Annotated in this window: 20 protein-coding genes and 4 tRNA genes; 13 read left to right on the top strand and 11 right to left on the bottom strand. The window is 60.0% G+C overall.

Annotated features, from left to right (window positions below):
* Positions 1 to 89: 89 nt before the first annotated feature.
* The 3 genes from HB680_RS18455 to HB680_RS18445 form a co-directional block, all read right to left on the bottom strand.
* The gene (locus HB680_RS18455; protein WP_213939996.1) at positions 90 to 947 is read right to left on the bottom strand and encodes an EF-hand domain-containing protein; all 858 of its coding nucleotides are present in this window, start codon (positions 945 to 947) and stop codon (positions 90 to 92) included.
* 229 nt (positions 948 to 1,176) lie between these two features.
* Positions 1,177 to 2,226, bottom strand: coding sequence for a HAMP domain-containing sensor histidine kinase (locus HB680_RS18450; protein WP_213939995.1), 1,050 nt, complete (start codon positions 2,224 to 2,226; stop codon positions 1,177 to 1,179).
* Positions 2,226 to 2,984, bottom strand: coding sequence for a response regulator (locus tag HB680_RS18445; RefSeq protein ID WP_213939994.1), 759 nt, complete (start codon positions 2,982 to 2,984; stop codon positions 2,226 to 2,228). Before HB680_RS18445 ends, HB680_RS18450 begins: the two co-directional genes overlap by 1 nt.
* 293 nt (positions 2,985 to 3,277) lie before the next feature.
* Here HB680_RS18445 and pyrF point away from each other — a divergent pair, with 293 nt between their 5' ends.
* Positions 3,278 to 3,976 carry an orotidine-5'-phosphate decarboxylase gene (gene pyrF, locus HB680_RS18440; RefSeq protein ID WP_185066885.1) on the top strand — a complete coding sequence of 233 codons (699 nt, stop codon included), beginning with the start codon at positions 3,278 to 3,280 and terminating at the stop codon, positions 3,974 to 3,976.
* Between the two features lie 136 nt (positions 3,977 to 4,112).
* Here pyrF and HB680_RS18435 read toward each other — a convergent pair whose 3' ends face one another.
* Entirely contained in the window at positions 4,113 to 5,117 is a 1,005-nt protein-coding gene (locus HB680_RS18435) for an NADP-dependent oxidoreductase (protein ID WP_213939993.1), read from the bottom strand.
* A gap of 236 nt (positions 5,118 to 5,353) precedes the next feature.
* Between HB680_RS18435 and HB680_RS18430 the strand changes: the two genes are divergently transcribed.
* The 3 genes from HB680_RS18430 (at position 5,354) to HB680_RS18420 (ending at position 9,835) form a co-directional block, all read left to right on the top strand.
* The gene (locus HB680_RS18430; RefSeq protein WP_123407028.1) at positions 5,354 to 6,115 is read left to right on the top strand and encodes an SDR family oxidoreductase; all 762 of its coding nucleotides are present in this window, start codon (positions 5,354 to 5,356) and stop codon (positions 6,113 to 6,115) included.
* Between the two features lie 240 nt (positions 6,116 to 6,355).
* Entirely contained in the window at positions 6,356 to 7,759 is a 1,404-nt protein-coding gene (locus HB680_RS18425) for a PLP-dependent aminotransferase family protein (RefSeq protein WP_213939992.1), read from the top strand.
* 108 nt (positions 7,760 to 7,867) lie between these two features.
* A complete protein-coding gene (locus HB680_RS18420) occupies positions 7,868 to 9,835 on the top strand; it encodes a methyl-accepting chemotaxis protein (protein WP_213939991.1) in 1,968 nt (655 codons plus the stop codon).
* 680 nt (positions 9,836 to 10,515) lie between these two features.
* Here HB680_RS18420 and HB680_RS18415 read toward each other — a convergent pair.
* Complete coding sequence (locus HB680_RS18415; protein WP_213939990.1) at positions 10,516 to 11,274, bottom strand: hypothetical protein; 759 nt, start codon at positions 11,272 to 11,274, stop codon at positions 10,516 to 10,518.
* 393 nt (positions 11,275 to 11,667) lie between these two features.
* Between HB680_RS18415 and HB680_RS18410 the strand changes: the two genes are divergently transcribed.
* From HB680_RS18410 to HB680_RS18395, 4 genes are all read left to right on the top strand, one after another.
* Positions 11,668 to 11,743, top strand: a tRNA-Glu gene (locus tag HB680_RS18410).
* A gap of 2 nt (positions 11,744 to 11,745) precedes the next feature.
* Positions 11,746 to 11,821, top strand: a tRNA-Gly gene (locus HB680_RS18405).
* A 105-nt stretch (positions 11,822 to 11,926) separates the two neighbouring features.
* A tRNA-Glu gene (locus HB680_RS18400) sits at positions 11,927 to 12,002 on the top strand.
* 3 nt (positions 12,003 to 12,005) lie between these two features.
* Positions 12,006 to 12,081: transfer RNA gene (locus HB680_RS18395), tRNA-Gly, on the top strand.
* Between the two features lie 114 nt (positions 12,082 to 12,195).
* Here HB680_RS18395 and HB680_RS18390 read toward each other — a convergent pair.
* The 3 genes from HB680_RS18390 to HB680_RS18380 all read right to left on the bottom strand — a co-directional run bounded on the left by HB680_RS18390 (position 12,196) and on the right by HB680_RS18380 (position 14,325).
* Positions 12,196 to 12,834: a LysE family transporter gene (locus HB680_RS18390; protein WP_213939989.1), complete on the bottom strand. Its 639-nt coding sequence runs from the start codon at positions 12,832 to 12,834 to the stop codon at positions 12,196 to 12,198.
* 1 nt (position 12,835) lies between these two features.
* Positions 12,836 to 13,606 (bottom strand): 2OG-Fe(II) oxygenase, encoded by a 771-nt coding sequence (locus HB680_RS18385; RefSeq protein ID WP_213939988.1) that lies wholly within the window; start codon positions 13,604 to 13,606, stop codon positions 12,836 to 12,838.
* A 92-nt stretch (positions 13,607 to 13,698) separates the two neighbouring features.
* On the bottom strand, positions 13,699 to 14,325 hold the full coding sequence (locus HB680_RS18380; RefSeq protein ID WP_213939987.1) for an alanyl-tRNA editing protein: 627 nt from the start codon (positions 14,323 to 14,325) through the stop codon (positions 13,699 to 13,701).
* A 90-nt stretch (positions 14,326 to 14,415) separates the two neighbouring features.
* Here HB680_RS18380 and HB680_RS18375 point away from each other — a divergent pair, with 90 nt between their 5' ends.
* Complete coding sequence (locus tag HB680_RS18375; protein WP_054613846.1) at positions 14,416 to 15,414, top strand: LysR family transcriptional regulator; 999 nt, start codon at positions 14,416 to 14,418, stop codon at positions 15,412 to 15,414.
* Positions 15,415 to 15,565: 151 nt separating this feature from the next.
* Here HB680_RS18375 and HB680_RS18370 read toward each other — a convergent pair whose 3' ends face one another.
* Positions 15,566 to 15,973, bottom strand: coding sequence for a PA2817 family protein (locus HB680_RS18370; protein ID WP_054051726.1), 408 nt, complete (start codon positions 15,971 to 15,973; stop codon positions 15,566 to 15,568).
* A gap of 65 nt (positions 15,974 to 16,038) precedes the next feature.
* The gene (locus HB680_RS18365) at positions 16,039 to 18,486 is read right to left on the bottom strand and encodes an acyl-CoA dehydrogenase (protein ID WP_213939986.1); all 2,448 of its coding nucleotides are present in this window, start codon (positions 18,484 to 18,486) and stop codon (positions 16,039 to 16,041) included.
* Between the two features lie 250 nt (positions 18,487 to 18,736).
* On the opposite strand from HB680_RS18365, the gene HB680_RS18360 reads away from it, so the two are divergent.
* The 4 genes from HB680_RS18360 to HB680_RS18345 all read left to right on the top strand — a co-directional run bounded on the left by HB680_RS18360 (position 18,737) and on the right by HB680_RS18345 (position 21,904).
* On the top strand, positions 18,737 to 19,396 hold the full coding sequence (locus tag HB680_RS18360; RefSeq protein WP_213939985.1) for a transglutaminase family protein: 660 nt from the start codon (positions 18,737 to 18,739) through the stop codon (positions 19,394 to 19,396).
* Positions 19,397 to 19,439: 43 nt separating this feature from the next.
* Positions 19,440 to 20,063 (top strand): glutathione S-transferase, encoded by a 624-nt coding sequence (locus HB680_RS18355; RefSeq protein ID WP_213939984.1) that lies wholly within the window; start codon positions 19,440 to 19,442, stop codon positions 20,061 to 20,063.
* 132 nt (positions 20,064 to 20,195) lie between these two features.
* Positions 20,196 to 21,128 carry an ABC transporter ATP-binding protein gene (locus HB680_RS18350; protein WP_213939983.1) on the top strand — a complete coding sequence of 311 codons (933 nt, stop codon included), beginning with the start codon at positions 20,196 to 20,198 and terminating at the stop codon, positions 21,126 to 21,128.
* Positions 21,125 to 21,904 (top strand): ABC transporter permease, encoded by a 780-nt coding sequence (locus HB680_RS18345; protein WP_054051736.1) that lies wholly within the window; start codon positions 21,125 to 21,127, stop codon positions 21,902 to 21,904. The genes HB680_RS18350 and HB680_RS18345 overlap by 4 nt, the downstream gene beginning before the upstream one ends.
* 156 nt (positions 21,905 to 22,060) lie before the next feature.
* Here HB680_RS18345 and HB680_RS18340 read toward each other — a convergent pair whose 3' ends face one another.
* Positions 22,061 to 22,576: a DUF2062 domain-containing protein gene (locus HB680_RS18340; protein WP_213939982.1), complete on the bottom strand. Its 516-nt coding sequence runs from the start codon at positions 22,574 to 22,576 to the stop codon at positions 22,061 to 22,063.
* Between the last annotated feature and the right edge of the window lie 14 nt (positions 22,577 to 22,590).

Here is a 22,590-nt window from a genome sequence, read left to right as displayed (position 1 = left end):
GCCTTGCTCCTACAGGATTATCGTCGTGTCGCGATGATGCGAGCGACATAAAACCTGTAGGAGCAAGGCTTGCCCGCGAAGCTTTTGGGTCAGCTCGTAACGTTCAGGTACTTGCCCACGCTCGCCACGTTATCCAGCGAATACTGCTTGCTCAAATTGGCGATCATTTTCTGCAGCGCTTCGCTCACATTCGACTGGTCGGTAGAGCTGTCGCTGTTTTTCTCGCGACCCGCCTGCAGGGCGGCTTTGAGTTCGTCGCTGCTGACGCCACCGCTGCTGTCGCTGTCGAGGATCTTCAGCAATGCGGCGCTGGTGTCGGTGGAGGTCGATGAACTGCTGGTGCTCGCTTGCAACGCGCTGCTCAGTTCGGTGGCGCTGACGCTGCCGTCGCTATCGGTGTCGAGCTGGCTGAACAATTGGTCGCCGGACGCCTGTTGCGGCGGCGGTGGCGGCGGGCTCAGGGCGGCGGTCAGTTCGTCCTTGCTGACGGTGCCGTCCTGATTCTTGTCCAGGGCCGAGAAGATTTCCTTGCTGTCGGCGGTGCTGCCGGCGGCGGTCAGGCCATTGCTCAGTTCATCGCTGCTGAGGTTGCCGTCGCCGTCGGCGTCCAGTGCGCCGAGGAGCGCGTCGGCCAAATCAGTGTTCGGCGCCTGATCCTGCGAGTGCGACGGCGGTGCCATCGCGGCCATTTCTTCACTGCTCAGGCTGCCACTGTCGTCGCTGTCCAGGTCGGTGAAGTTCTTGCTCAGGTCAGCCAACAGGCGATTGTCGGGTTTCTCTGTCTGGGCGGTTTTCAACTCGTCCTGACTGACCGAGCCGTCGCCATTGGTGTCGAGCTTGGTTAACAGTTGTTTCTGGAACTCTGCACGGCGGGCGGCGTTGGCCGCCGTGTTGCTGGTGCTTGTGCTGGTATAGCTCGTGTAGTTACTGCTGACGCTACCGATCATAAGGCTCACTCCTTTGGACGGAAAACCGGTGAGTGCACCGGCTTATGCAGCCTCAAGGGGCAAGTTGTCGTGGGTATGTGGCGTTTGTACCGGTTGGTACACAGAGTCGGTGGGCTCCACCAAGATCCCTTGTGGGAGCGGGCTTGCTCGCGAAGAGGGAGTGTCAGACGACATCATTGTTGACTGATACACCGTATTCGCGAGCAAGCCCGCTGGATCTCGGTATGGTTCAGGTTCGAGGCAGGTTAATGACAGCGGTGAGACCACCACCGGGCGTCTCTTCCAGGCTCAACTGCCCACCCAGCCGCTCCGCCGCTTCCCGCGCAATGGTCATGCCGAGACCGACGCCACCGGAGTTGCGATTGCGTGAACCCTCCAGCCGAAAGAACGGTTCGAACACCGCTTCCCGTTTGTCCGCCGCGATCCCCGGCCCATGATCGATCACCCGGATCACCAGATGCTCACGGCTGTCTTCCAGGGTAATCAGCGCGTCCCCGGCATAACGCAGGGCATTGTCCATCAGATTATTGATGCATGAGCGCAACGCCATCGGTTGCACTTGCAACGGTGCACAGTGACCACTGGCCTGAACGTCGGCCCCCTGGTCCTGGGCGTTTTCGCTCAGGGATTCCACCAGCGCCTGCACGTCCATCCACTGCCGGGCCTCGCTGGTGCGTTGTTCGTGCAGGTAAGTGAGGGTGGCGTCGAGCATGCCGATCATGTCGTCCAGATCCTGGCGCATCTGGCCTTGCAGCTTGTTGTCGTCGATCTGTTCCAGGCGCAGCTTGAGGCGCGACAGCGGCGTGCGCAGGTCGTGGGACACTGCGCCGAGCATCCGCGAGCGCTGCTGCACTTGCTCGATAATCCGGCGCTGCATCTTGTTGAACGTGTGGGCGGCTTGCCGCGCTTCCCGGGGGCCGGACTCGTCCAGCGGCGGGCTGTCGAGGTTTTCGCTCAAACGCTCGGCGGCATCGCTCAGGCGCTGGATCGGTCGGCTCAACAGTTTGGCGCCGTACCAGGCCGCAATGATCAGCGAGACAAACTGAAAGGTCAGCGGCACCAACGGCCCGCCGAACCACGGCCGTGGCGGGCGTTTTTCGAAGCGCGGGTCCATCGGTGGACGCTGCCCGCCGAAGTCCTCGGAAAACCCGGGCGGCGGTGGCGGGGGAGGCGGGCCGTAGTGGCGGAACCAGAAAAACGCCAGCAGGTGCGCCAGGATGATCGCGATCAGCAACACACCAAACAGGCGGCCGAACAGCGTATCGAAGCGCCCACGCATCAGCCGATGTCTCTCGCGTCGAACAGATAACCCTCGCCGCGAACGGTCTTGATCAACTGTGGGTTTTTCGGGTCATCCCCGAGTTTCTGGCGCAGGCGCGACACCAGCAGGTCGATGCTGCGATCAAAGGCTTCGATTGAGCGACCCCGGGCGGCATCGAGCAATTGTTCGCGGCTCAGTACCCGGCGCGGACGCTCGATAAACACCCACAGCAGCCGGAACTCGGCGTTGGACAGCGGCACCACCAGGCCATCAGCCGCGATCAACTGGCGCAGCACGCTGTTCAGGCGCCAGTTGTCGAAGCGAATATTCGCACGCTGTTCGGTGCGATCGTCGCGCACCCGCCGCAGAATGGTCTGAATCCGCGCCACCAGTTCCCGTGGCTCGAACGGCTTGGCCATGTAGTCGTCGGCGCCCAGTTCCAGGCCGATGATGCGGTCGGTGGGTTCGCAACGCGCGGTGAGCATCAGGATCGGGATGTCCGATTCGGCGCGCAGCCAGCGGCACAGGGACAAACCGTCTTCGCCGGGCAGCATCAGGTCGAGCACCACCACGTCGAAATGTTCCGCTTGCAGTGCCTGGCGCATGGCCGCGCCATCGGTGACGCCGCTGGCGTGGATGTTGAACCGGGCCAGGTAGTCGATCATCAATTCGCGGATCGGGACGTCATCGTCGACGATCAGGGCGCGAATGCTCCAGCGTTTGTCGTCGCCGGGCGCTTTTTGATCGTCGTTCACAGGTGCTGAGGTGTTGTGCATGCGTGCGTTCATCTGCCGGATAGGCTGCCAACCACAAAGATGGGCTGCGAGGTTGTGGCTTCAGCATAGGCGTCCAGCCCGAAGGCGGGAAGTGCTGTAAGGACGTGTTGCGGCTGCCGAGGGTAGCGACGCCCTTTGTTGTGGGCGTGTCCTGTGTGTATCGGGCTCGACACAATTGGCGCACAAGCTAGGCTTGCCAGAGTCTTCGGGACGATTTACCGATCATCGGGTCCCGCAGCGGCGCTGCTTCCGCTACAATGCGCGCCGATTTCGTCCTGCCTGAGAGCCCGCACATGTCCGTCTGCCAGACTCCTATCATCGTCGCCCTGGATTTCCCCACCCGTGACGCCGCACTGAAGCTGGCCGACCAGTTGGACCCGAAACTGTGCCGGGTCAAAGTCGGCAAGGAACTGTTCACCAGTTGCGCCGCGGAAATCGTCGGCACCCTGCGTGACAAGGGTTTCGAAGTGTTCCTGGACCTCAAGTTCCACGACATCCCGAACACCACCGCGATGGCCGTCAAGGCTGCGGCGGAAATGGGCGTGTGGATGGTCAACGTGCACTGCTCCGGCGGTCTGCGCATGATGGCGGCGTGCCGTGAAGTGCTCGACCAGCGCACCGGTCCCAAGCCGCTGCTGATCGGCGTGACCGTGCTGACCAGCATGGAGCGTGAGGATCTGGCGGGCATCGGCCTGGACATCGAGCCGCAGGAGCAAGTGCTGCGCCTGGCCGCGCTGGCGGAAAAAGCCGGGATGGACGGTCTGGTGTGCTCGGCCCTGGAAGCCCAGGCCCTGAAAACGGCCCATCCGTCGCTGCAACTGGTGACCCCGGGGATTCGCCCGGCGGGCAGCGCCCAGGACGATCAACGCCGCATCCTGACCCCGCGCCAGGCGTTGGATGCAGGTTCCGACTATCTGGTGATCGGCCGTCCGATCAGCCAGGCGGCGGATCCGGCCAAGGCGTTGGCCGATGTCGTCGCCGAAATCGCCTAAACAGACACCGCTAAACCTGTGGGAGCGAGCTTGCTCGCGATGAGGGTGTATCAGTCGACATCAATGTTGTCTGACACACCGCAATCGCGAGCAAGCTCGCTCCCACATTGGTTATGTGTTGCCTGCAAAAACCGGGTTAAACCTTCAACACCAACTTCCCGAAATTCTCCCCGCTGAACAATTTCATCAGCGTCTCCGGGAACGTTTCCAGTCCTTCGACAATATCTTCGCGGCTCTGTAACTGCCCCTTGGCCATCCAGCCGGCCATTTCCTGCCCGGCGGCGGCGAATTGCGCGGCGTAGTCCATCACCACAAAGCCTTCCATCCGCGCGCGGTTGACCAGCAGCGACAGGTAGTTGGCCGGGCCTTTGACCGCTTCTTTGTTGTTGTATTGGCTGATGGCGCCGCAAATCACCACCCGCGCTTTCAGGGCCAGACGACTCAGCACCGCGTCGAGGATATCGCCGCCGACGTTATCGAAATACACGTCCACGCCTTTCGGGCATTCGCGCTTGAGCCCGGCGACGACGTCTTCGTTTTTGTAGTCGATGACCCCGTCAAAACCCAGTTCATCGATCAGGAACTTGCACTTGTCCGCGCCGCCGGCGATGCCGATCACACGGCAGCCTTTGATCTTGGCGATCTGCCCGGCAATGCTGCCCACCGCACCTGCCGCGCCCGACAGCACCACGGTGTCGCCGGCCTTCGGTGCGCCGACGTCGAGCAAGGCGAAGTAAGCGGTCATCCCGGTCATGCCCAGCGCGGACAAGTAGCGCGGCAGTGGCGCCAGTTTCGGATCGACTTTGTAGAAACCCCGTGGCTCGCCAAGGAAATAATCCTGCACGCCCAGGGCGCCGTTGACGTAGTCGCCGACCGCAAACCCCGGATTGTTCGATGCCACGACTTTGCCTACGCCTAATGCGCGCATTACTTCACCGATACCGACCGGCGGGATGTAGGACTTGCCTTCGTTCATCCAGCCACGCATGGCCGGGTCCAGCGACAGGTATTCGTTCTTGACCAGGATCTGACCTGCCGCCGGCTCGCCGACCGGTACTTCTTGATAGGTGAACGTTTCACGGGTCGCCGCGCCGACCGGGCGTTTGGCGAGCAGGAACTGGCGATTGGTCTGGGTTGTCATGGCAGGCACTCAAGATGAATGAAGCCTTGTTGATAGCCCTTCAAGGCAGATGCCGCAAGGTTGGCTGATGCGGCGAATGCAGGCCGATCCAGTGCAGTGATAGTGACTCGGGCGGTTCTATCACTGTGAGTCATGGGCCCTCAACCGGCCTTCTGATAGTGCTGCCGTGGGACAGGTCCCTGTGGCTAGACTGCAAGCACGCGATCCCCCGCAACCTTCTCTTCGAGGACAGAACAATGAGCATGACGTTTTCCGGCCAGGTAGCCGTTGTGACCGGCGCCGCCAATGGTATTGGCCGCGCCACCGCCCAGGCCTTTGCGGCCGAAGGGTTGAAGGTCGTGGTCGCCGATCTGGACACGGCGGGGGGCGAAGGCACGGTGGCGCTGATTCGTACGGCAGGCGGCGAAGCGACCTTCGTGCGTTGCAACGTCACCGTGGAGAGCGAGGTAAAACATCTGATGGACGAGGTGATCAATACCTACGGTCGTCTCGACTATGCCTTCAACAACGCCGGCATCGAAATCGAAAAAGGCAAACTGCCCGACGGCACGATGGATGAGTTCGACGCAATCATGGGCGTCAACGTCAAAGGCGTCTGGCTGTGCATGAAGTATCAGTTGCCATTGCTGCTGGCTCAGGGCGGCGGTGCGATCGTCAACACCGCGTCGGTGGCTGGCCTCGGTGCGGCGCCGAAGATGAGCATCTACGCCGCCTCCAAGCACGCGGTGATCGGCCTGACCAAGTCGGCAGCCATCGAATACGCCAAGAAGAAGATCCGCGTCAACGCGGTGTGCCCGGCAGTGATCGATACCGACATGTTCCGCCGTGCCTATGAAGCCGACCCGAAGAAGGCTGAATTCGCCAACGCCATGCACCCGGTCGGCCGCATCGGCAAGGTCGAGGAAATCGCCAGCGCCGTGTTGTACCTGTGCAGCGACGGTGCGGCGTTCACCACCGGGCATTCGCTGGCTGTCGATGGCGGCGTTACCGCCTTCTGAGATCTGACAACCCTATCCATGTGGGAGCGAGCTTGCTCGCGATAGCGGTGTATCAGACAACATGGATGGTGACTGACACTCCCTCATCGCGAGCAAGCTCGCTCCCACAGGTTTCTCGATTGCGTGGGGAATGTGTTTCAAATGGTTAGAACCGCCGCTTTTGACGGCGTTGTCGCACAGCCTGACGCGCGCTCCTGTGATTAACTGCTGCCAGCAAAATGGACAGGAGTTTGCGTGCTCATGGAATTGAGAATTGATCGACAGGCAATGGTGCCCGTCGTACAGCAAATTGTCGACGGACTGGCGAGCTGGATCCGTCAAAGTGAAGTACCGCCCGCGACGCGTTTGCCTTCCGTGCGACACATCGCGCGGCTCAATTTGCTCAGTCAATCCAGTGTCGTCGAAGCCTGCGAGCGCCTCGTCGCTCAAGGGATTCTGGCGTCGCGTCCCGGTTCGGGTTTTTTTGTCGCCGCGTCGGCGTCGGTTGCGCCGCCCGCAGGGGACCTGCCCAGGTTCGAAGGTGTGGAGGCGATGCAGGCGGGTTTCACCGACAGTCTGTCGGGTGGACTGATGCTGGGGTGTGGCGGGCTGCCCGAAAACTGGCGCGAGACGGATGACCTCAGCTACGCCATCCGCGAGGTGGCCCGCGCCGACATGGCCGGTCTGTTCAACTACAGCACGCCGCTGGGCTTGCTCCCGTTGCGCGAGCAAATCCTCAAACGCTTGAAACAGCTCAATATCGAAGCGGACGAAAGCCAGGTCCTGACCACGGCGGGCGCGAGCCAGGGGCTCGACCTGATTGTGCGTGCCTTGCTCAGGCCGGGGGATTGTGTGGTGGTGGAAAGCCCCGGTTTTTCGCATCTGTTCGATCTGCTCAGGCTGCACGGTGTCCGCATGCTTGAGGTGCCACGAACCCCGCGCGGGCCCGACACGGAAGTGCTTGAGGGTTTGTTGAACGAGCACAATCCTCGTGCGCTGTTCATCAATAGCTTCCACCACAACCCGACGGGCAGTTGCGTGACGCCCGTGGTGGCGCAGCGGGTTCTGGAGCTGAGCAAGGTCCATGGTGTGCTGGTGATCGAAGACGATGTTTATGCGGATATGCACAACGGGCCCGGCACACGCCTCGCGGCGCTGGATGACGACGCCCGGGTGATCTACGTCGGCAGCTTCTCGAAAACCCTCAGCAGCTCATTACGCGTCGGCTTTGTGGTGGCTGGCGCCGGACTCATTGAGCGGCTGGCCGAGGTCAAGATGATCAGCAGCATGGGTGGCTCACGGTTTTGCGAGTCAGTGCTGGCCAGCCTGTTGGCCTCCGGTGCCTATCGCAAGTTGGTACAGCGTCAGCGTCAGCGGTTGAACGTGGATCGGGCCGCGGCGCTGCAGTTGCTTGAAGATGCCGAATGGGAGGTGTTCGGCAAGCCGGCCGGCGGCTTGTTCATCTGGGCACGATCGCCCATGTCCGACTACGCTCAGTTGCGCACGCAGGCGCGACGTTTCGGTGTCCTGCTGTCTTCCCCGACGGCATTCAGTCCGACCGGTGAGGCCAATGACTGGCAGCGTATCAATGTGGCCTACGCTTGCGATCCGCGCGCGCGCAGGTTTTTCCAGGCCACTGCTTCGAATCGACCTAAAACATTCTGAAAACGACGTGGGCGTAGCTTTTTGCCATTATTCCGATGCCAGAGACTTGTGTTGACACAGGCCCGTTGCGAATCTCCATCTACAGACTATGGCAGGGGACTACGAGCAATGATTTCGGCCGTGCAAGGACGTTTTGCCAACCTCGGTATGGCGAAAAAACTGGGTATCGGGTTTGTCCTGGTGCTGTTGTTGACAGCCTTGGTGGCAGCCATTGGCGTATGGTCCCTGCAAACCATCAGTCATCGCTTCGACGGGTTGAAGCAGATGTCGTCGCTCAACAGCGGTTTGCTCAAAGTGCGCTTGCTGGAGCAGGACTATGCCTTGCACGGCAACCCGAAAACCGCCGATGCCCTGCGGCAGGGGGTTGATGCGCTGGTCGCATTGGCGACCCAGTTGAAGGCGCAGTCGGCGGCCAACGTGCCGGTGATGAACGATGTCGAGCAGTCGTTGGGTGCTTATCGCAAGGCTTTCGACGAGTTTGTCTCGCTGACCCAGGCCAAGGACCTTGCGCTGGAAATGGCCAGTTGGTCGGTGTCCAGCGTGGCCAACAACCTCGACGTGTTGCAGGCCGGCCTCGCCGATGATGGCGCCTATACCTTGAAGGATTCCGAGGGCAAGGACGGCGCGCAATTCATCGAACAGGCCAACCAGGTCAGCCAGGTGTCGCGGTTGATGTTGCAGGCCATGAATGAGGCCCGAGTGCGTCTCGACCAGAGTCGCAAGGGTGACGATGACAGCGCCGGCAAGGGCAAGATCGAGCAGGCCGACCAGGCGCTGACCCAGGCTGAACAACTGAAAACCACGGTCAAGGACGAGGGCTATCAGACGGTCCTCAATGAAGTGACCGGCCACATCGCCAGCTTCAGCGAAAAACTCGCCGAGTACACCGGGCTGTTGGCCCAGGAAAAAACTGTTTATGAGCAGTTGCACCAGCGCGCCGCCCAAGTGGTGGAGCGGGTGGATCAGGCTTATGTGGCTGAAGACGGGGCGATGCAGGCTGAGCTGAAAAAGAATTCGTTGTTGATCGTCGGCTCTTCGGCGCTGGCGCTGCTGGTCGGGCTGATTGCGGCGTGGGTGATTACTCGGTTGATCGTGGCGCCGCTGCGCAGTGTGATCCGTGTCGCCCAGCAGATTGCCGCGGGGGATTTGAGTGCGACGGTTGAAGTGACCCGTCGTGATGAAATCGGCCAGTTGATGCTGGCGATGCAGCAGATGGGTGCAGGACTGAGCAGTATCGTCAGTGGTTTGCAGGCGGGCATCGAGCAGTTGGCCAGTTCCGCGCAATCGCTGTCGGCGGTGACTGAGCAGACCAATTTGGAAGTCAGCAGCCAGAAGGAAGAAACCGAGCAGGTCGCTACGGCGATGAATCAGATGACTGCGACCGTGCACGATGTGGCGCGCAATGCGGAAGAGGCGGCTACGGCGGCGCAGACGGCGGATGACAAGGTTGAGAGTGGTCAGCAGGTGGTGCGCCAGAGCATGGCGCGGATCGAGCAATTGGCGGATTCGGCTACGTCGGCCAGTTCCAGCATCGAGAGTTTGAGTGCCGAGATCCAGAACATTGGCACGGTGCTGAGTGTGATTAAAAGCGTGGCTGAGCAGACTAACTTGTTGGCGCTTAACGCGGCTATCGAGGCGGCGCGGGCGGGTGAGCAGGGCAGGGGGTTTGCGGTGGTGGCTGATGAGGTGCGGGCGTTGGCCAAGCGTACTCAGCAGTCGACCGAGGAGATTGAGCGGTTGGTCAGTGCGTTGCGTTCGGCGGCGCAATCGTCGGTGCAGCAGATTCAGAACAGTGGTGAGTTGGTGAAACTGGCGGTGAGTGATGCGCTGCAGACTGAGAGTGCGTTGGGGAGTATTGCGGCGGCGGTGTCGTTGATTCAGCAGATGAATCAGCAGATTGCGGCGGCGGCCGAGGAGCAGAGTTCGGTGGCTGAGGAGATTAATCGCAGTGTGACGAGTATTCGGGCGAGTGCGGATCAGTCTTCGCTTGCCATGCAGGGGAATGCGGCTTCCAGTATTGAGTTGGCGCAGTTGGGGGTTGAGCTTAAGGGGATGGTTGGGCATTTTCGGCTTTGACGCTTTACCTTGGCGACCTTTGGGTCGACCAGGTTCTTTGGTGGGTGAGTACATATCCGTTTCTGCGGTAACGGCGGCTTAGGGTTTCGCCCTTACGGCGAGTCCCTTTTGGCAAACGCCCCAAAAGGAACCAAAAGGTCTCGCCCCGGCGTCCGGCCCCTCGCTTGGGCTCGGCGTTCCCTCGCTCCGGTCCTGCTCCGTGGGCCCGCCGCCATCGGCCATCCATGGCCGGGGGCGGCTAGCCCGGCATCCATGCCGGGCTGCCCACTACGCAGAACCTCCACTCGGCCTCCCGAAGGGGCGGTAGAGCAAGATCAAGAGCTGCAGGCGAGCTAACGCTCGGCCTGATGAGTGGTGAAGAGCGGGGCGGTGTATGCCGCTCTGCTTTTGGTTTTGATCTTGTAGGAGCAAGGCTTGCCCGCGAAGGCGTCCTGACAGCCGACCAGCCTCTCCCGAATGTACTCATTCAAACTGTAGGAGCAAGGCTTGCCCGCGAAGGCGCCCTGACAGCGACCAATCTCTCCCGGAAACACTCGATCAAACTGTGGGAGCTGGCTTGCCTGCGAAGACGGCTTCGCAGCCGACCATTCTCTTGTAGGTTTAATGGCTTCTAATCTTGCCCCCATCAAACCCAAAGCAAAAAAAAGCCACCTCCCGGTGGCTTTCTCTGACTGTGCTGATCAGTCGTAAATCGCTTTCTTCTTCCAGTCGGCATCTGCCTCGACGTCTTTCAGCCCTTCGGTCAATTGGTTGACTTCGCCTTCTGCCGGGGCAGTCTGGTCCATGACCTGTGCATTGGCGCGGGCCAGGAGTTTTTCCAGGTATTCGAGTTGTTCGGCGTAGACCTGGGGTTCCTGTTGTTTGCGCAGGTATTGCACGCCGCGTTCGAATGCCAGGCGAGCCTGGCCGGGCTGGTTCTGTTGCAGGGAGTGTTGGCCGAGGTTGTTGAAGAACTCGATGTGCAGCAGTACCAGGATGTGGCGAACTTCGCGGATCCAGCGCTTGGCTTCGTTGGTCGGCAGGAAGCCGTCCTGGGCGGCGCGGGTGATCTGGCCGTGCAAGGCTTCGAGCAGGAAACGCACGTCTTTGGCCTTGGCTTCGGTCTGGATCGGTGCCGGCGGGTTGTTGACCGGGATCGATTCGCCTTGGGCGACCAGCGTGCTCAGTTCGGCAATTCGAGCCTTGACCGAGGCGCTGGTTTTTTCAAGGTGCAGCAGGCGCTGGCAGACGTTCAGCTCCAGGCGCGTCAGCAGCAGCTTGAGCGCTGGCGTCATCAACTGGCCGGGGAAGGTCTCGGTGATTTCGCCGCAGCGACGCAGGCGATCGTTGAGTTCAACCTTTGTGCGGGCCTTTTCCAGCTTATTGTTTTCCACCACATGGTTCATGTAGCCAATGGCGATCAATAGTGCGATCCCGGCTACGACTAGCAGGGTGATCATGAGTGGTGTCACCGGTAAGACCTCTTTATAGGGTTCGCGTGCGAGTGTAGTGGCTTGGCCTGGGGGCGCATAGGGCCGCTCGACGAGTTGAATCAGCCACGACTCTACTTATATCGGCCGTGATCCCGCTTATATAAGTAACAGCGAGCGCGGTGCACAATGCCATCACCTGTGGCGTGGGTGGACTATAGCGCCTTGGCGGGTGACAGAATATAGGCGTCAAACACCGGGCGACGGAAAACCCGGATTCGCCTCGCAAAGCACGGCGAAGTCATTGATTTAAATAAATTTATATCAGGGGGTTGACGACCCCTCAATCCATCCATAGAATGCGCGCCACTTACAGCGTAAAGCACACAGCGAAACGCGGTAAGGAGTGAATGTTGTACGTGTGTCCCCTTCGTCTAGTGGCCTAGGACACCGCCCTTTCACGGCGGTAACAGGGGTTCGAGTCCCCTAGGGGACGCCAATGCGGGAATAGCTCAGTTGGTAGAGCACGACCTTGCCAAGGTCGGGGTCGCGAGTTCGAGTCTCGTTTCCCGCTCCATTTTTAAACAGCACTGCTTTCGGGCAGGGCTGAGTGAAACCAGAACCGACATCTTCGGATGCGGATTTGGGCACTGAAATACACACCATGTGTTTCAGTTAGCGTGTCCCCTTCGTCTAGTGGCCTAGGACACCGCCCTTTCACGGCGGTAACAGGGGTTCGAGTCCCCTAGGGGACGCCATTTGCGGGAATAGCTCAGTTGGTAGAGCACGACCTTGCCAAGGTCGGGGTCGCGAGTTCGAGTCTCGTTTCCCGCTCCATATTCAACAAAAACGCCGCTCATTGAGCGGCGTTTTTGTTTGTGCGCGATTTGTACTGATCCAGAAAAAAGGCCCGCCAGTCAGACTGAGCGGGCCTTTTTATAGGCGCAGGTTTTACATCGACAGAATCAGGCGTCCGGCAAACAGGATCAGAATCACCCCCATGGTCCGTTCGAACCAGTGCCCCATGCGCATAAACAGCAGGCGCACCCGTGCACTGGAAAAGAACAGCGCGACGATCACAAACCACAGTGCGTTGACGAAGCACATCCACAGGCCATACAGCGCCTGAATCTGCAGCGGTGTCGTGGCACTGATGATGGTGGTGAAGATCGCCAGAAAAAACAGCGTGGCTTTCGGGTTGGTCGCGTTAGTCAAAAAACCAGTGGTAAACGCCTTCAACAAGGTTTGTTCCACGACCGGCTCGTCAGCCGGCTTTTCGCCTTCCAGTGCGGTCTTGGGTTTGCTGCGCAACAGGCTGACGCCGAGGTACAGAATGTAGGCGCCGCCCACGACCTTGGCCACCGTCAATAGCCAGGGCAGGGTGTGCATTAACGCGCCGACGCCGAGCAGGGTGTAAAGCACGTGCACGGAAATCCCCGCGCCGATGCCCAGCGCCGTGCAGATGCCCACCAGGCGGCCGAAGCGTACGCTCTGGCGGATGGTCACGGCAAAGTCCGGTCCGGGCGCGACCACGGCCAGAAAGTGAATGGTCGCCAGCGCCAGAAACTCGCCCAGGTAATTCGAAAGCATCTCAACTCCAAAAAGTAAGGGGTGAAGCATTGCCGCGATAGCCGACAAAGAACGAAAGGCTCAACCGCGGGTCGGCCACACCCGGGGTCACCGAGTGCATGCAGCGCGAATTGAACATGATGAAATCACCCGGATCCGGGCGTACCTCCAGGGTCGGAGGGCCAAGCAGGGTCGGGTCGATGCCGTAACTGTCGCCACGCATTTCATCGAACTGGTCGGGGGAAATGTCGTGGTCCCACATCTGCAACGCGCCGCCCTCGGTGGGCATGTTCAGGTAAACATTGCAGGCGAATTGCGCCTCCAGACTGCGGGCCTGAAAACTGTCCGGGGCGTCCTTGGCGAAGATGTCGTGATGGGCGAGGAAGCACACGCCAGGTTTCACCACGCGAGACAGCCCGACATACATCTTGCGGCCGTAGAGGTTTTCCAGATGTGCGCCCGCTGGCCAGGACTCGTCGAGCATGCAACGCAGGGTGTCGACCGGGGACGAGTAGGGCGCACAGCGATTGCGCAATTCCTCGATGTTGCTGGTGGCGCGCTCGAAATAGTCTTCAATCAGTAGCGGCTGGTTTTCCGCTTCGTAAAACGCCATGCCGATGCGACCGATACTCGGCGCGTTGATGTAACCCTCGAAGCCCGGCGCAAGGATCTTGTCGCCAATCTGCACCGCCAGCGGTTGAGGCAAAAAGCCTTTGACGCGGATGGCGAGGACTTCTTCGTTGGCCAGTTTTTTTATGCACGTCTCATCGAGACGCTCGACGTCAAGCATCATGGTTTAGGTCCATCTATCGAGTAGTCAACGGAGCTCGCGAATGCAGGCTCCCCCGGCGTCAGGCGATGACGGTGTCGACATCGCCAAAAAGCTCAATCCACGTGGTAGTGGACGGACAACGTGCCCTTTTTCAGTGAAAGGGAGTCGATCGTGACTGTGCCCAAATCCTTCAGGCTACGTACATGGGTGCCGCCGCAACCGTAGGCGGGCAGTTCTCCGAAACCGATTTCCCGGGCACCTTCGCGCAGTGACGTCAGGCGCGGCAGGTCGTGGGCGATCCACTGCTCGATGCCGTGCTGCACGGTCTGGATATCCACCTCGGCGGCCGACTCCGTCGGTTTGAACTGCACGCGGCTTTCGCCTGGCCAGTGATGGGCCTTGATCGGCATCCAACCCATTGCCTGGACGAAGTGGCCGATCAGGTGGCCGGCCGAATGCAGGCGGGTATTGAGCCGGCGGCGTGGTTCATCGACCCTGATCTGGGTCATGCCGAGTTTCACCGGGTGGTCGACGTAATGGACGATCCGGTCCGGATCCTGAACCACCCGCAATACCTGGCTTTCACCGATCCAACCGGTATCAAAGGGCTGGCCGCCGCCCTGTGGGTGAAACAGTGTGGCGCGCAAAACGACCGCGAATTCATTCTCGTGGGGCGTGCAATCCAGGACTTCCACATTGGCCTTGAGGTCATCACTATGGAAAAAGAGGCGAAGCGTCATATTCCATGCCCTTATTAAAGTTTCTATTTTTATTATATGAAGCGTGGAATTGCGTGATAATCCGTTCAAACATCAAAGGACTGTTGCGCTGTGAGCATAAATCTACCGTTGCCGCTGTTGGGTGAAATGGCGATTTTCGTCAAGGTTGTCGAGACCGGCAGCTTCTCCGAAGCGGCACGTCAATTAGGCTCGTCGCCTTCGGCGGTCAGTCGCAGCATCTCGCGCCTGGAAAAAGCCCTGGCCACCCGGTTACTGCAGCGCACCACGCGCAAGTTGCGGTTGAGCGATGGCGGCGAAGAAGTGTTCAAGCGTTGCCAGGAGATGGTCAGCGCAGCCAAGTCGGTGATGGAAATCAGCGGCCAGTTCACCCATGAGGCCGAAGGCCTGGTGCGGGTCAGCGTGCCCAAAGCGGTGGGGCGCTTTGTGATTCACCCGCATATGCCCGAATTTCTGCGGCGTTACCCCAAAGTGGATGTGGAGTTGTTGCTCGAAGATCGGCAAGTGGATTTGATCGACGACAACGTCGATCTGGCGATCCGGATTACCGATCGACCGCCCGCCGGACTGGTCGGGCGGCAGTTGCTGACCATCGACCATTTGCTCTGCGCGACGCCGCAATACCTGGCCGAACACGGCACGCCGACGCATCCCCACGATTTGCTCAATCACAGTTGCATCTACCTGGGCGAAACGCCGAGCGATGCCCGCTGGAAATTCAAGAAAGGTACCAAGGCCGTGACTGTCGGCGTGCGCGGGCGCTATGCGGCCAATCACACCGGAGTGCGATTGGGCGCGGTGTTGCAGCATATCGGCATTGGCAGCCTGCCGTACTTCACCGCCCGTTATGCGTTGGAGCAGGGGTTGATTGTGCAGGTGTTGCCGGACTGGACCTTCCTGGCCTCGTACCATGGTGGGGCGTGGTTGTTGCATTCACCGACGCGTTATTTGCCGCCGAAGCTGCGGGTGTTTATTGATTATCTGGTGGAGTGCCTGGAGAAGGAGCCGACCCTGAGCAAACCGGGTAAGCCGAGTGCCTTGAGCAAGGTCGCGGCGGAATATGAGTTGCCGGAGAGTGATGGGTTGCTCTGACGGGCCTCCTCTTCGCGGGCAAGCCTCGCACCTACAAGGATTGCGCATAACCTGTAGGAGCGAGGCTTGCCCGCGAAGGCGTCCTCACTAGTGCCACAAAAAAGGCCCGCATGAATCACCATGCGGGCCTTTTTGTATGCCTGATCCAGGATCAGTGCTTGCTGTCGTCCTGCGACATCGCCAGCAGTTGCTTTTCCTGGTTCCAGTCGAACGGTTCGTCGTTCTGTTCAGCTTCGAAACGACGCTCTTCCAACGCCTGGTACAAATCGATTTCATCATCGGGCATGTAGTGCAGGCAGTCACCGGCGAAATACCACAGCAAATCGCGCGGTACCAGGTGGGCGATTTGCGGGTAGCGGGTGATGACCTGGCAGAGAATGTCCTGGCCCAGGTACTGGCTTTCGATCGGATCGACCGGCAGCAACGCACGCAATTCGTCAAAGCGCTCCAGGAACAAGGCATGGCTTTCTTCGGGAACCTGTTCGGCCTCACCCACGGCGACCAGGATGCTGCGCAAGTGGTCAAGCAAGACGAGATGATCGGCAACGACATTGGACACGAGATAAGTCCTCAAGAGCAAAACGGGCGCGGGAGTATAAAGCTCCCACGCCCATATTTACAGGATCAGCGGACCTTTCCGTCGGCCAGCGCAAGTTCATCTTTGTCGAAGTCATCGACATCGATCACCTTGCGCCGCGCCACTTCGGCGTCGCGCAGGGATTGCGCCTCACCCGGTTGCAAGACCCCGGCTTCCAGTGCTGCATCGATGGCGTGCTCCCCGGCGGCCGGTTTCACCTGACCGCTCTTAAGCGCCACGTGCAGTTTTTTCTGCAACGGTTGCGCCGCGTTCAGCAGGTTGCAGGCATGTTGCAGGGCGCCGACAGCATCGTCGGCCGATTGTGGGCGGTAGCAACCGCCGAGCAACTCTTCGAGGGTCGGATCGCCCTTGGCCCGGCCGATCACCGCCGCCACTTCGGCACCGAGTTTGTCCGACGGGCCTTTGTGGCGACGACCGAACGGGAACACGATCACCCGCAGCAGACAACCCAATACCTTGTTCGGGAAGTTGCTCAGCAGTTCGTCCAGTGCGCGTTCCGACTGGCCCAGGCTTTCTTCCATGGCCCAGATAAACAGCGGCGCCATGTGCTCCGGCGAATCGAGGTCGTGATAACGCTTGAGCGCGGCGGACGCCAGGTACATGTTGCTGAGCACATCCCCCAGGCGGGCCGACAGGCGTTCACGGCGTTTCAATTCACCGCCCAGCAACATCATGCTCAAGTCGGCGAGCATGGCGAAGGCGGCGGCCTGGCGGTTGAGCGCACGGAAGTAACCCTGGCTGAGCTTGTTGCCCGGCGCGTGTTCGAAGTGCCCGAAACCGAGGTTCAGCACCAGCGTGCTGGCGGCGTTGCTTACGGCAAAACCGATGTGCTTGAGCAGCAGGCCATCGAACTCGGTCAGTGCCTGATCCTTGTCTTCACGGCCGGCAAGGGCCATTTCCTTGAGCACGAACGGATGGCAGCGGATCGCGCCCTGGCCGAAGATCATCAGGTTGCGCGAGAGAATGTTCGCGCCTTCCACAGTGATGAAAATCGGCGCGCCATTCCAGCTACGGCCCAGATAGTTGTTCGGCCCCATGATGATTGCCTTGCCGCCATGCACATCCATGGCGTGGCTGATGCACTCGCGGCCGCGTTCGGTCAGGTGGTATTTGAGAATCGCCGACAGCACTGACGGTTTTTCGCCCAGGTCCACCGCGTTGGCGGTCAGCATGCGCGCGGCGTCCATCATCCAGGCGTTACCGCCGATGCGCGCCATGGCTTCCTGAATCCCTTCGAATGCCGACAGCGGCACGTTGAACTGCTCGCGTACCTGAGCGTATTGGCCGGTCACCAGGCTGGTGAACTTCGCCGCGCCGGTACCCACCGCAGGCAGGGAAATCGAACGTCCCACCGACAGGCAGTTCATCAGCATCATCCAGCCCTTGCCGAGCATTTCCTGACCGCCAATCAGGAAGTCGAGGGGAATGAATACGTCTTTGCCAGAGTTCGGGCCGTTCATGAACGCGGCGCCAAGGGGCAGGTGACGGCGGCCAATTTCAACACCGGCGGTGTCGGTCGGGATCAGCGCCAGGCTGATGCCCAAGTCTTCCTTGTCACCCAGCAAATGGTCCGGGTCGTAAGCCTTGAAGGCCAGGCCGAGCAGGGTGGCCACCGGGCCCAGGGTGATGTAGCGTTTTTCCCAGTTCAGGCGCAGCCCCAAGGTTTCCTGGCCTTCCCATTCGCCTTTGCAGATCACACCGGTGTCGGGCATCGCGCCGGCGTCGGATCCGGCCAGTGGCCCGGTCAATGCGAAGCACGGGATGTCATCGCCGCGGGCCAACCGTGGCAGGTAATGGTTGCGTTGTTCGTCGGTGCCGTAATGCAGCAGCAATTCGGCGGGGCCGAGGGAATTGGGGACCATCACGGTGGACGCGAGGTCGCCGCTGCGGGTCGCCAGTTTCATCGCGACCTGGGAGTGGGCGTAGGCGGAGAAGCCTTTGCCACCGAATTCCTTGGGGATAATCAGGGCGAAGAAGCCGTTTTCCTTGATGTGGGCCCAGGCTTCCGGAGGCAGGTCCATGTCCTGGCCGATCTGCCAGTCGCTGACCATTGCGCAAAGTTCTTCGGTCGGGCCGTCGATAAAGGCCTGTTCCTCTTCGCTCAATTGCGCTTTTGGGTAGGACAGCAGCTTGTCCCAGTCCGGGCGACCGCTGAACAGTTCGCCGTCCCACCAGACCGTGCCGGCATCGATCGCGTCGCGTTCGGTTTGCGACATCGGCGGCAGGGTTTTCTGGAACCAACTGAACAGCGGCGCACTGAAGTATTTGCGGCGCAGGTCGGGCAGCAATAATGGTGCGGCGACTACGGCGATCAGCACCCAGAGAATCAGTAGCAACCAGCCCGGTGCGTGGCTGAACGCGCCCATCGCCACCACATAGACAGCCACGATGCTCAAGGCCGGCAGCGGTGCGATGCGGCGGTGGGCCAAATAAGCAATGCCGACGATCAGAACCAGTATCCACAACAACAGCATATTTAATCCTCCGTGAAACCAGGGCAAAACCAACTTTCAGAGCTTAGACGGCATCCGCAAAATCGGGTGGTCAGAACAATGTGATTGAAATCGTGGGAAACCTTGGATGGGTTTTGTAAGACCTGTTGGCATCAGGCCTCGGAAATCGTTCGCCAGGTGAGCGGCAAAGCGCCCATGTTTGGCCGAATCGTCGTTATCTCTGTGCTGAAGGTGTCGTTAGACTCGAGGTTCCCCCCAGGAGATCGCCCTCATGCACGAGTATCTGAGTCCCGGCCGCTTCATCGATAGTGACCACCCTGCGGTGGTGGAGTTCGCCGAAAAACATCGCGGTGTCAGTCGCGATCCGCTCGAGCAGGCGATCACTCTCTATTACGCCGTGCGCGAGGCCGTGCGTTACAACCCTTATACCTTCAGCCGCGACCCAGACACCTTGCGCGGCAGTTACGCACTGGCGGCCGGCGAAAGTTATTGCGTGCCCAAGGCCACGTTGCTGGCCGCGTGCGCCCGGCATTGCGGGATCCCGGCGCGCATTGGCCTGGCGGACGTGCGCAATCACCTGTCGACCCCGCGCCTGCTCGAACTGCTCAAGAGCGACGTGTTCGCCATGCACGGTTATACCGAGCTGTACCTGAACGAGCGCTGGGTCAAAGCCACTCCGGCGTTCAATCAAGGTTTGTGCGAGTTGTTCAATGTCGCGCCGCTGGAATTCGACGGTGTCAACGACAGTATTTTCCATCCCTTCAACCGCGACGGCGCGCCGCTGATGGAATACCTGGTGGACCACGGCCAGTTTCCCGACGTGCCGGAAGCGTTCTTTTTCGAGCACCTGGAAAAGTGCTACCCGCATCTGTTCGGCGAGCAACTGCCGGTCCTGTTGGGGGACATGCAGAGTGATTTGAGTCGCGCCTGATCCGGCGTATGCTGCCTGCGCATTCATCCATAAAGAGGCGGTCATGCTGAAGATCTGGGGTCGGAAAAACTCATCGAATGTCAGGAAACCATTGTGGGCCGCCGAGGAGCTTGGCCTGGCCTATGAAGCCATCGATGCCGGCGGCGCCTTCGGTGTGGTGGACACGCCTGAGTACCGTGCGATGAATCCCAATGGCCGTGTGCCGGTGATCCAGGACGACGATTTTGTGCTGTGGGAATCCAATGCCATCGTGCGTTATCTGCTGGCTCGCCATGCTGGCAACACCGCCTGGTTTCCGGAAGACCTGAAGGCACGTGCCACCGCCGATAAATGGATGGACTGGACCACCTCAAGTTTTGCCGGCCCGTTCCGCACCGTGTTCTGGGGCGTGTTGCGCACCCCGAAAGAGCAGCAGGACTGGGCCGCCATCCACGCCGCGATCAAGGAATGTGACGGTCTGCTGTCGCTGGCCGATCAGGCGCTGGCATTGAAACCGTACCTGTCCGGCGATGAAATCGGCATGGGCGACATTCCCCTCGGCAGTTTCATTTATGCCTGGTTCGAGATGCCGATCGAGCGCGCGCCGCAGCCGCATCTGGAAGCCTGGTATGCGCGCCTGAAACAGCGTCCGGCGTATCAAAAAGCGGTCATGACCGCGTTGACTTAATACTCACTATCGACACACTTGACTGTACTTGTGTGGCGGCGACAAGCACCATCGCGTTCATGCGCCGTGGTTGTATTGATCGCCGCCCGCCCTTATCTATCTCTTTCCTTCCTTCTTGGTGCGTAATCCGATATGAGTTCCGCTCTGTCCATCCGGCAGCTAACCAAAACCTACGGCAACGGTTTCCAGGCCTTGAGTGGTATCGATCTGGACGTCGCCGAAGGTGACTTTTTCGCCTTGCTCGGCCCGAACGGCGCCGGCAAATCCACGACCATCGGCATTCTCTCGACCCTGGTGAACAAGACCACGGGCACGGTGAATATCTTCGGTCACGACCTGGACAAGAATCCTGCGCAGCTCAAGCGCTCCATCGGTGTGGTGCCGCAGGAATTCAACTTCAACCAGTTCGAAAAGACCTTCGACATCGTCGTGACCCAGGCCGGTTATTACGGCATCCCGCCGAAAATCGCCAAGGAACGCGCCGAGCAGTACCTGACGCAACTGGGCCTGTGGGACAAACGCGATGTGCCTTCGCGTTCGTTGTCCGGCGGCATGAAGCGTCGCCTGATGATCGCCCGCGCTCTGGTGCACGAACCGCGCCTGCTGATCCTCGACGAACCGACGGCGGGCGTCGACATCGAGCTGCGTCGCTCGATGTGGGCGTTCCTCACCGAGCTGAATCAGAAAGGCATCACCATCATCCTCACCACCCACTATCTGGAAGAGGCTGAACAGTTGTGCCGCAACATCGGCATCATCGACCACGGCACCATTGTCGAGAACACCAGCATGAAGCAGTTGCTCAGCCAACTGCATGTGGAAACCTTCCTGCTCGACACCAAGAACACGCTCACCGTGGTGCCGCAGTTGCTCGGTTACCCGACTCGGCTGCTCGATGGGCATACCCTGGAAGTCCAGGTGGACAAGGCCATGGGCATCACCGCGCTGTTTACTCAGTTGGCGCAGCAGAACATCGAAGTGCTGAGCCTGCGTAACAAAACCAATCGCCTCGAGGAGTTGTTCGTGTCCCTGGTGGAGAAAAATCTGTCGAAGGTGGCGGTATGAGTTCCGAGCTGCAACCCAACCTCGTCGCCCTCAATACCATCGTTTACCGTGAGGTGAAGCGCTTTACCCGGATCTGGCCGCAAACCCTGCTGCCGCCGGCCATCACCATGGTTCTGTACTTCGTGATCTTCGGTAATCTGATCGGCAAGCAGATCGGTGGCATGGGTGGCTTCACTTATATGGAGTACATCGTGCCGGGGCTGATCATGATGTCGGTGATCACCAACTCCTACGGCAACGTGGTGTCGAGTTTCTTCGGCAGCAAGTTCCAGCGTTCCATCGAGGAATTGATGGTCTCACCGGTTTCGCCGCATACGATTCTGATCGGCTACACTCTGGGCGGTGTGCTGCGCGGGTTGATGGTCGGGGTCATCGTGACGATCCTGTCGCTGTTCTTCACCGATTTGCAGGTGCATCATCTGGGCGTGACCATTCTGGTGGTGGTGCTGACCGCGACGATCTTCTCGCTGCTAGGCTTCATCAACGCCGTATTTGCGCGCAACTTCGATGACATCTCGATCATCCCGACGTTTGTGCTGACACCGCTGACCTACCTGGGCGGAGTGTTTTACTCGATTTCCCTGTTGCCACCGTTCTGGCAGACCGTGTCTCTGGCTAACCCGGTGCTGCACATGGTCAATGCGTTCCGTTACGGCATCCTCGGCGTTTCGGACATCAAGATCAGCGTGGCGATCACCTTCATGCTGGTCGCGACCGTGGCGTTGTACATCGGTTGTGCGCGGTTGCTGGTGAGTGGGCGCGGGATGCGGACCTGATTCAAGACCGCGTCGTCTGCTTCGCGAGCAAGCCCGCTCCCACACTGGATCTGTGAACCACACAAAACCAATGTGGGAGCGGGCTTGCTCGCGAAGGCGCCAGACCAGACACCACAAAATAAAACGGCCTCCAAAAATGGAGGCCGTTTTGCATTCCTACATCCGGTTTTTCTTGCGCCGCGCCCATTGCCGCCCCACCCACCAACGCCAATACATCATGGTCAGGCAATAGCCCAGCGCCCCCAGCACCAATCCAACCACCACCGAACCCAGCAAAAACGGTTGCCACAAGGTCGAGAGTTGCCCGCTGATCCACTCCCAAGTGAGTTCATCCGGCAGATGCCGGGCGGGCACGCTCATCAGCCAGGCGCCTGTCTGATAAGTACAGAAAAACACGGCGGGCATGGTGATAGGGTTGGTCAGCCAGACCAGGCTCACTGCGATCGGCATGTTGCCGCGAACCATAATCGAGAGGACGGCAGCGAGCAGCATTTGCAGCGGGATCGGCAGAAACGCCGCGAACAGACCGACGGCCATCGCCCGGGCCACTGAATGGCGGTTGAGGTGCCAAAGGTTCGGGTCATGCAACAGCGTGCCGAGAAAGCGTAAGGATTTGTGTTCCCTGATGCTGGTCGGGTCTGGCATGTAGCGTTTGAATAAGCGCCGGGGCATAAGGCTTCTCGGTC

The organism is Pseudomonas sp. dw_612 (genome assembly GCF_018449725.1).
Taxonomy (GTDB): Bacteria; Pseudomonadota; Gammaproteobacteria; order Pseudomonadales; family Pseudomonadaceae; genus Aquipseudomonas.
The sequence above is the reverse complement of the archived record's forward strand: the minus strand, read 5'-3'. Positions and strand labels throughout refer to the sequence as shown.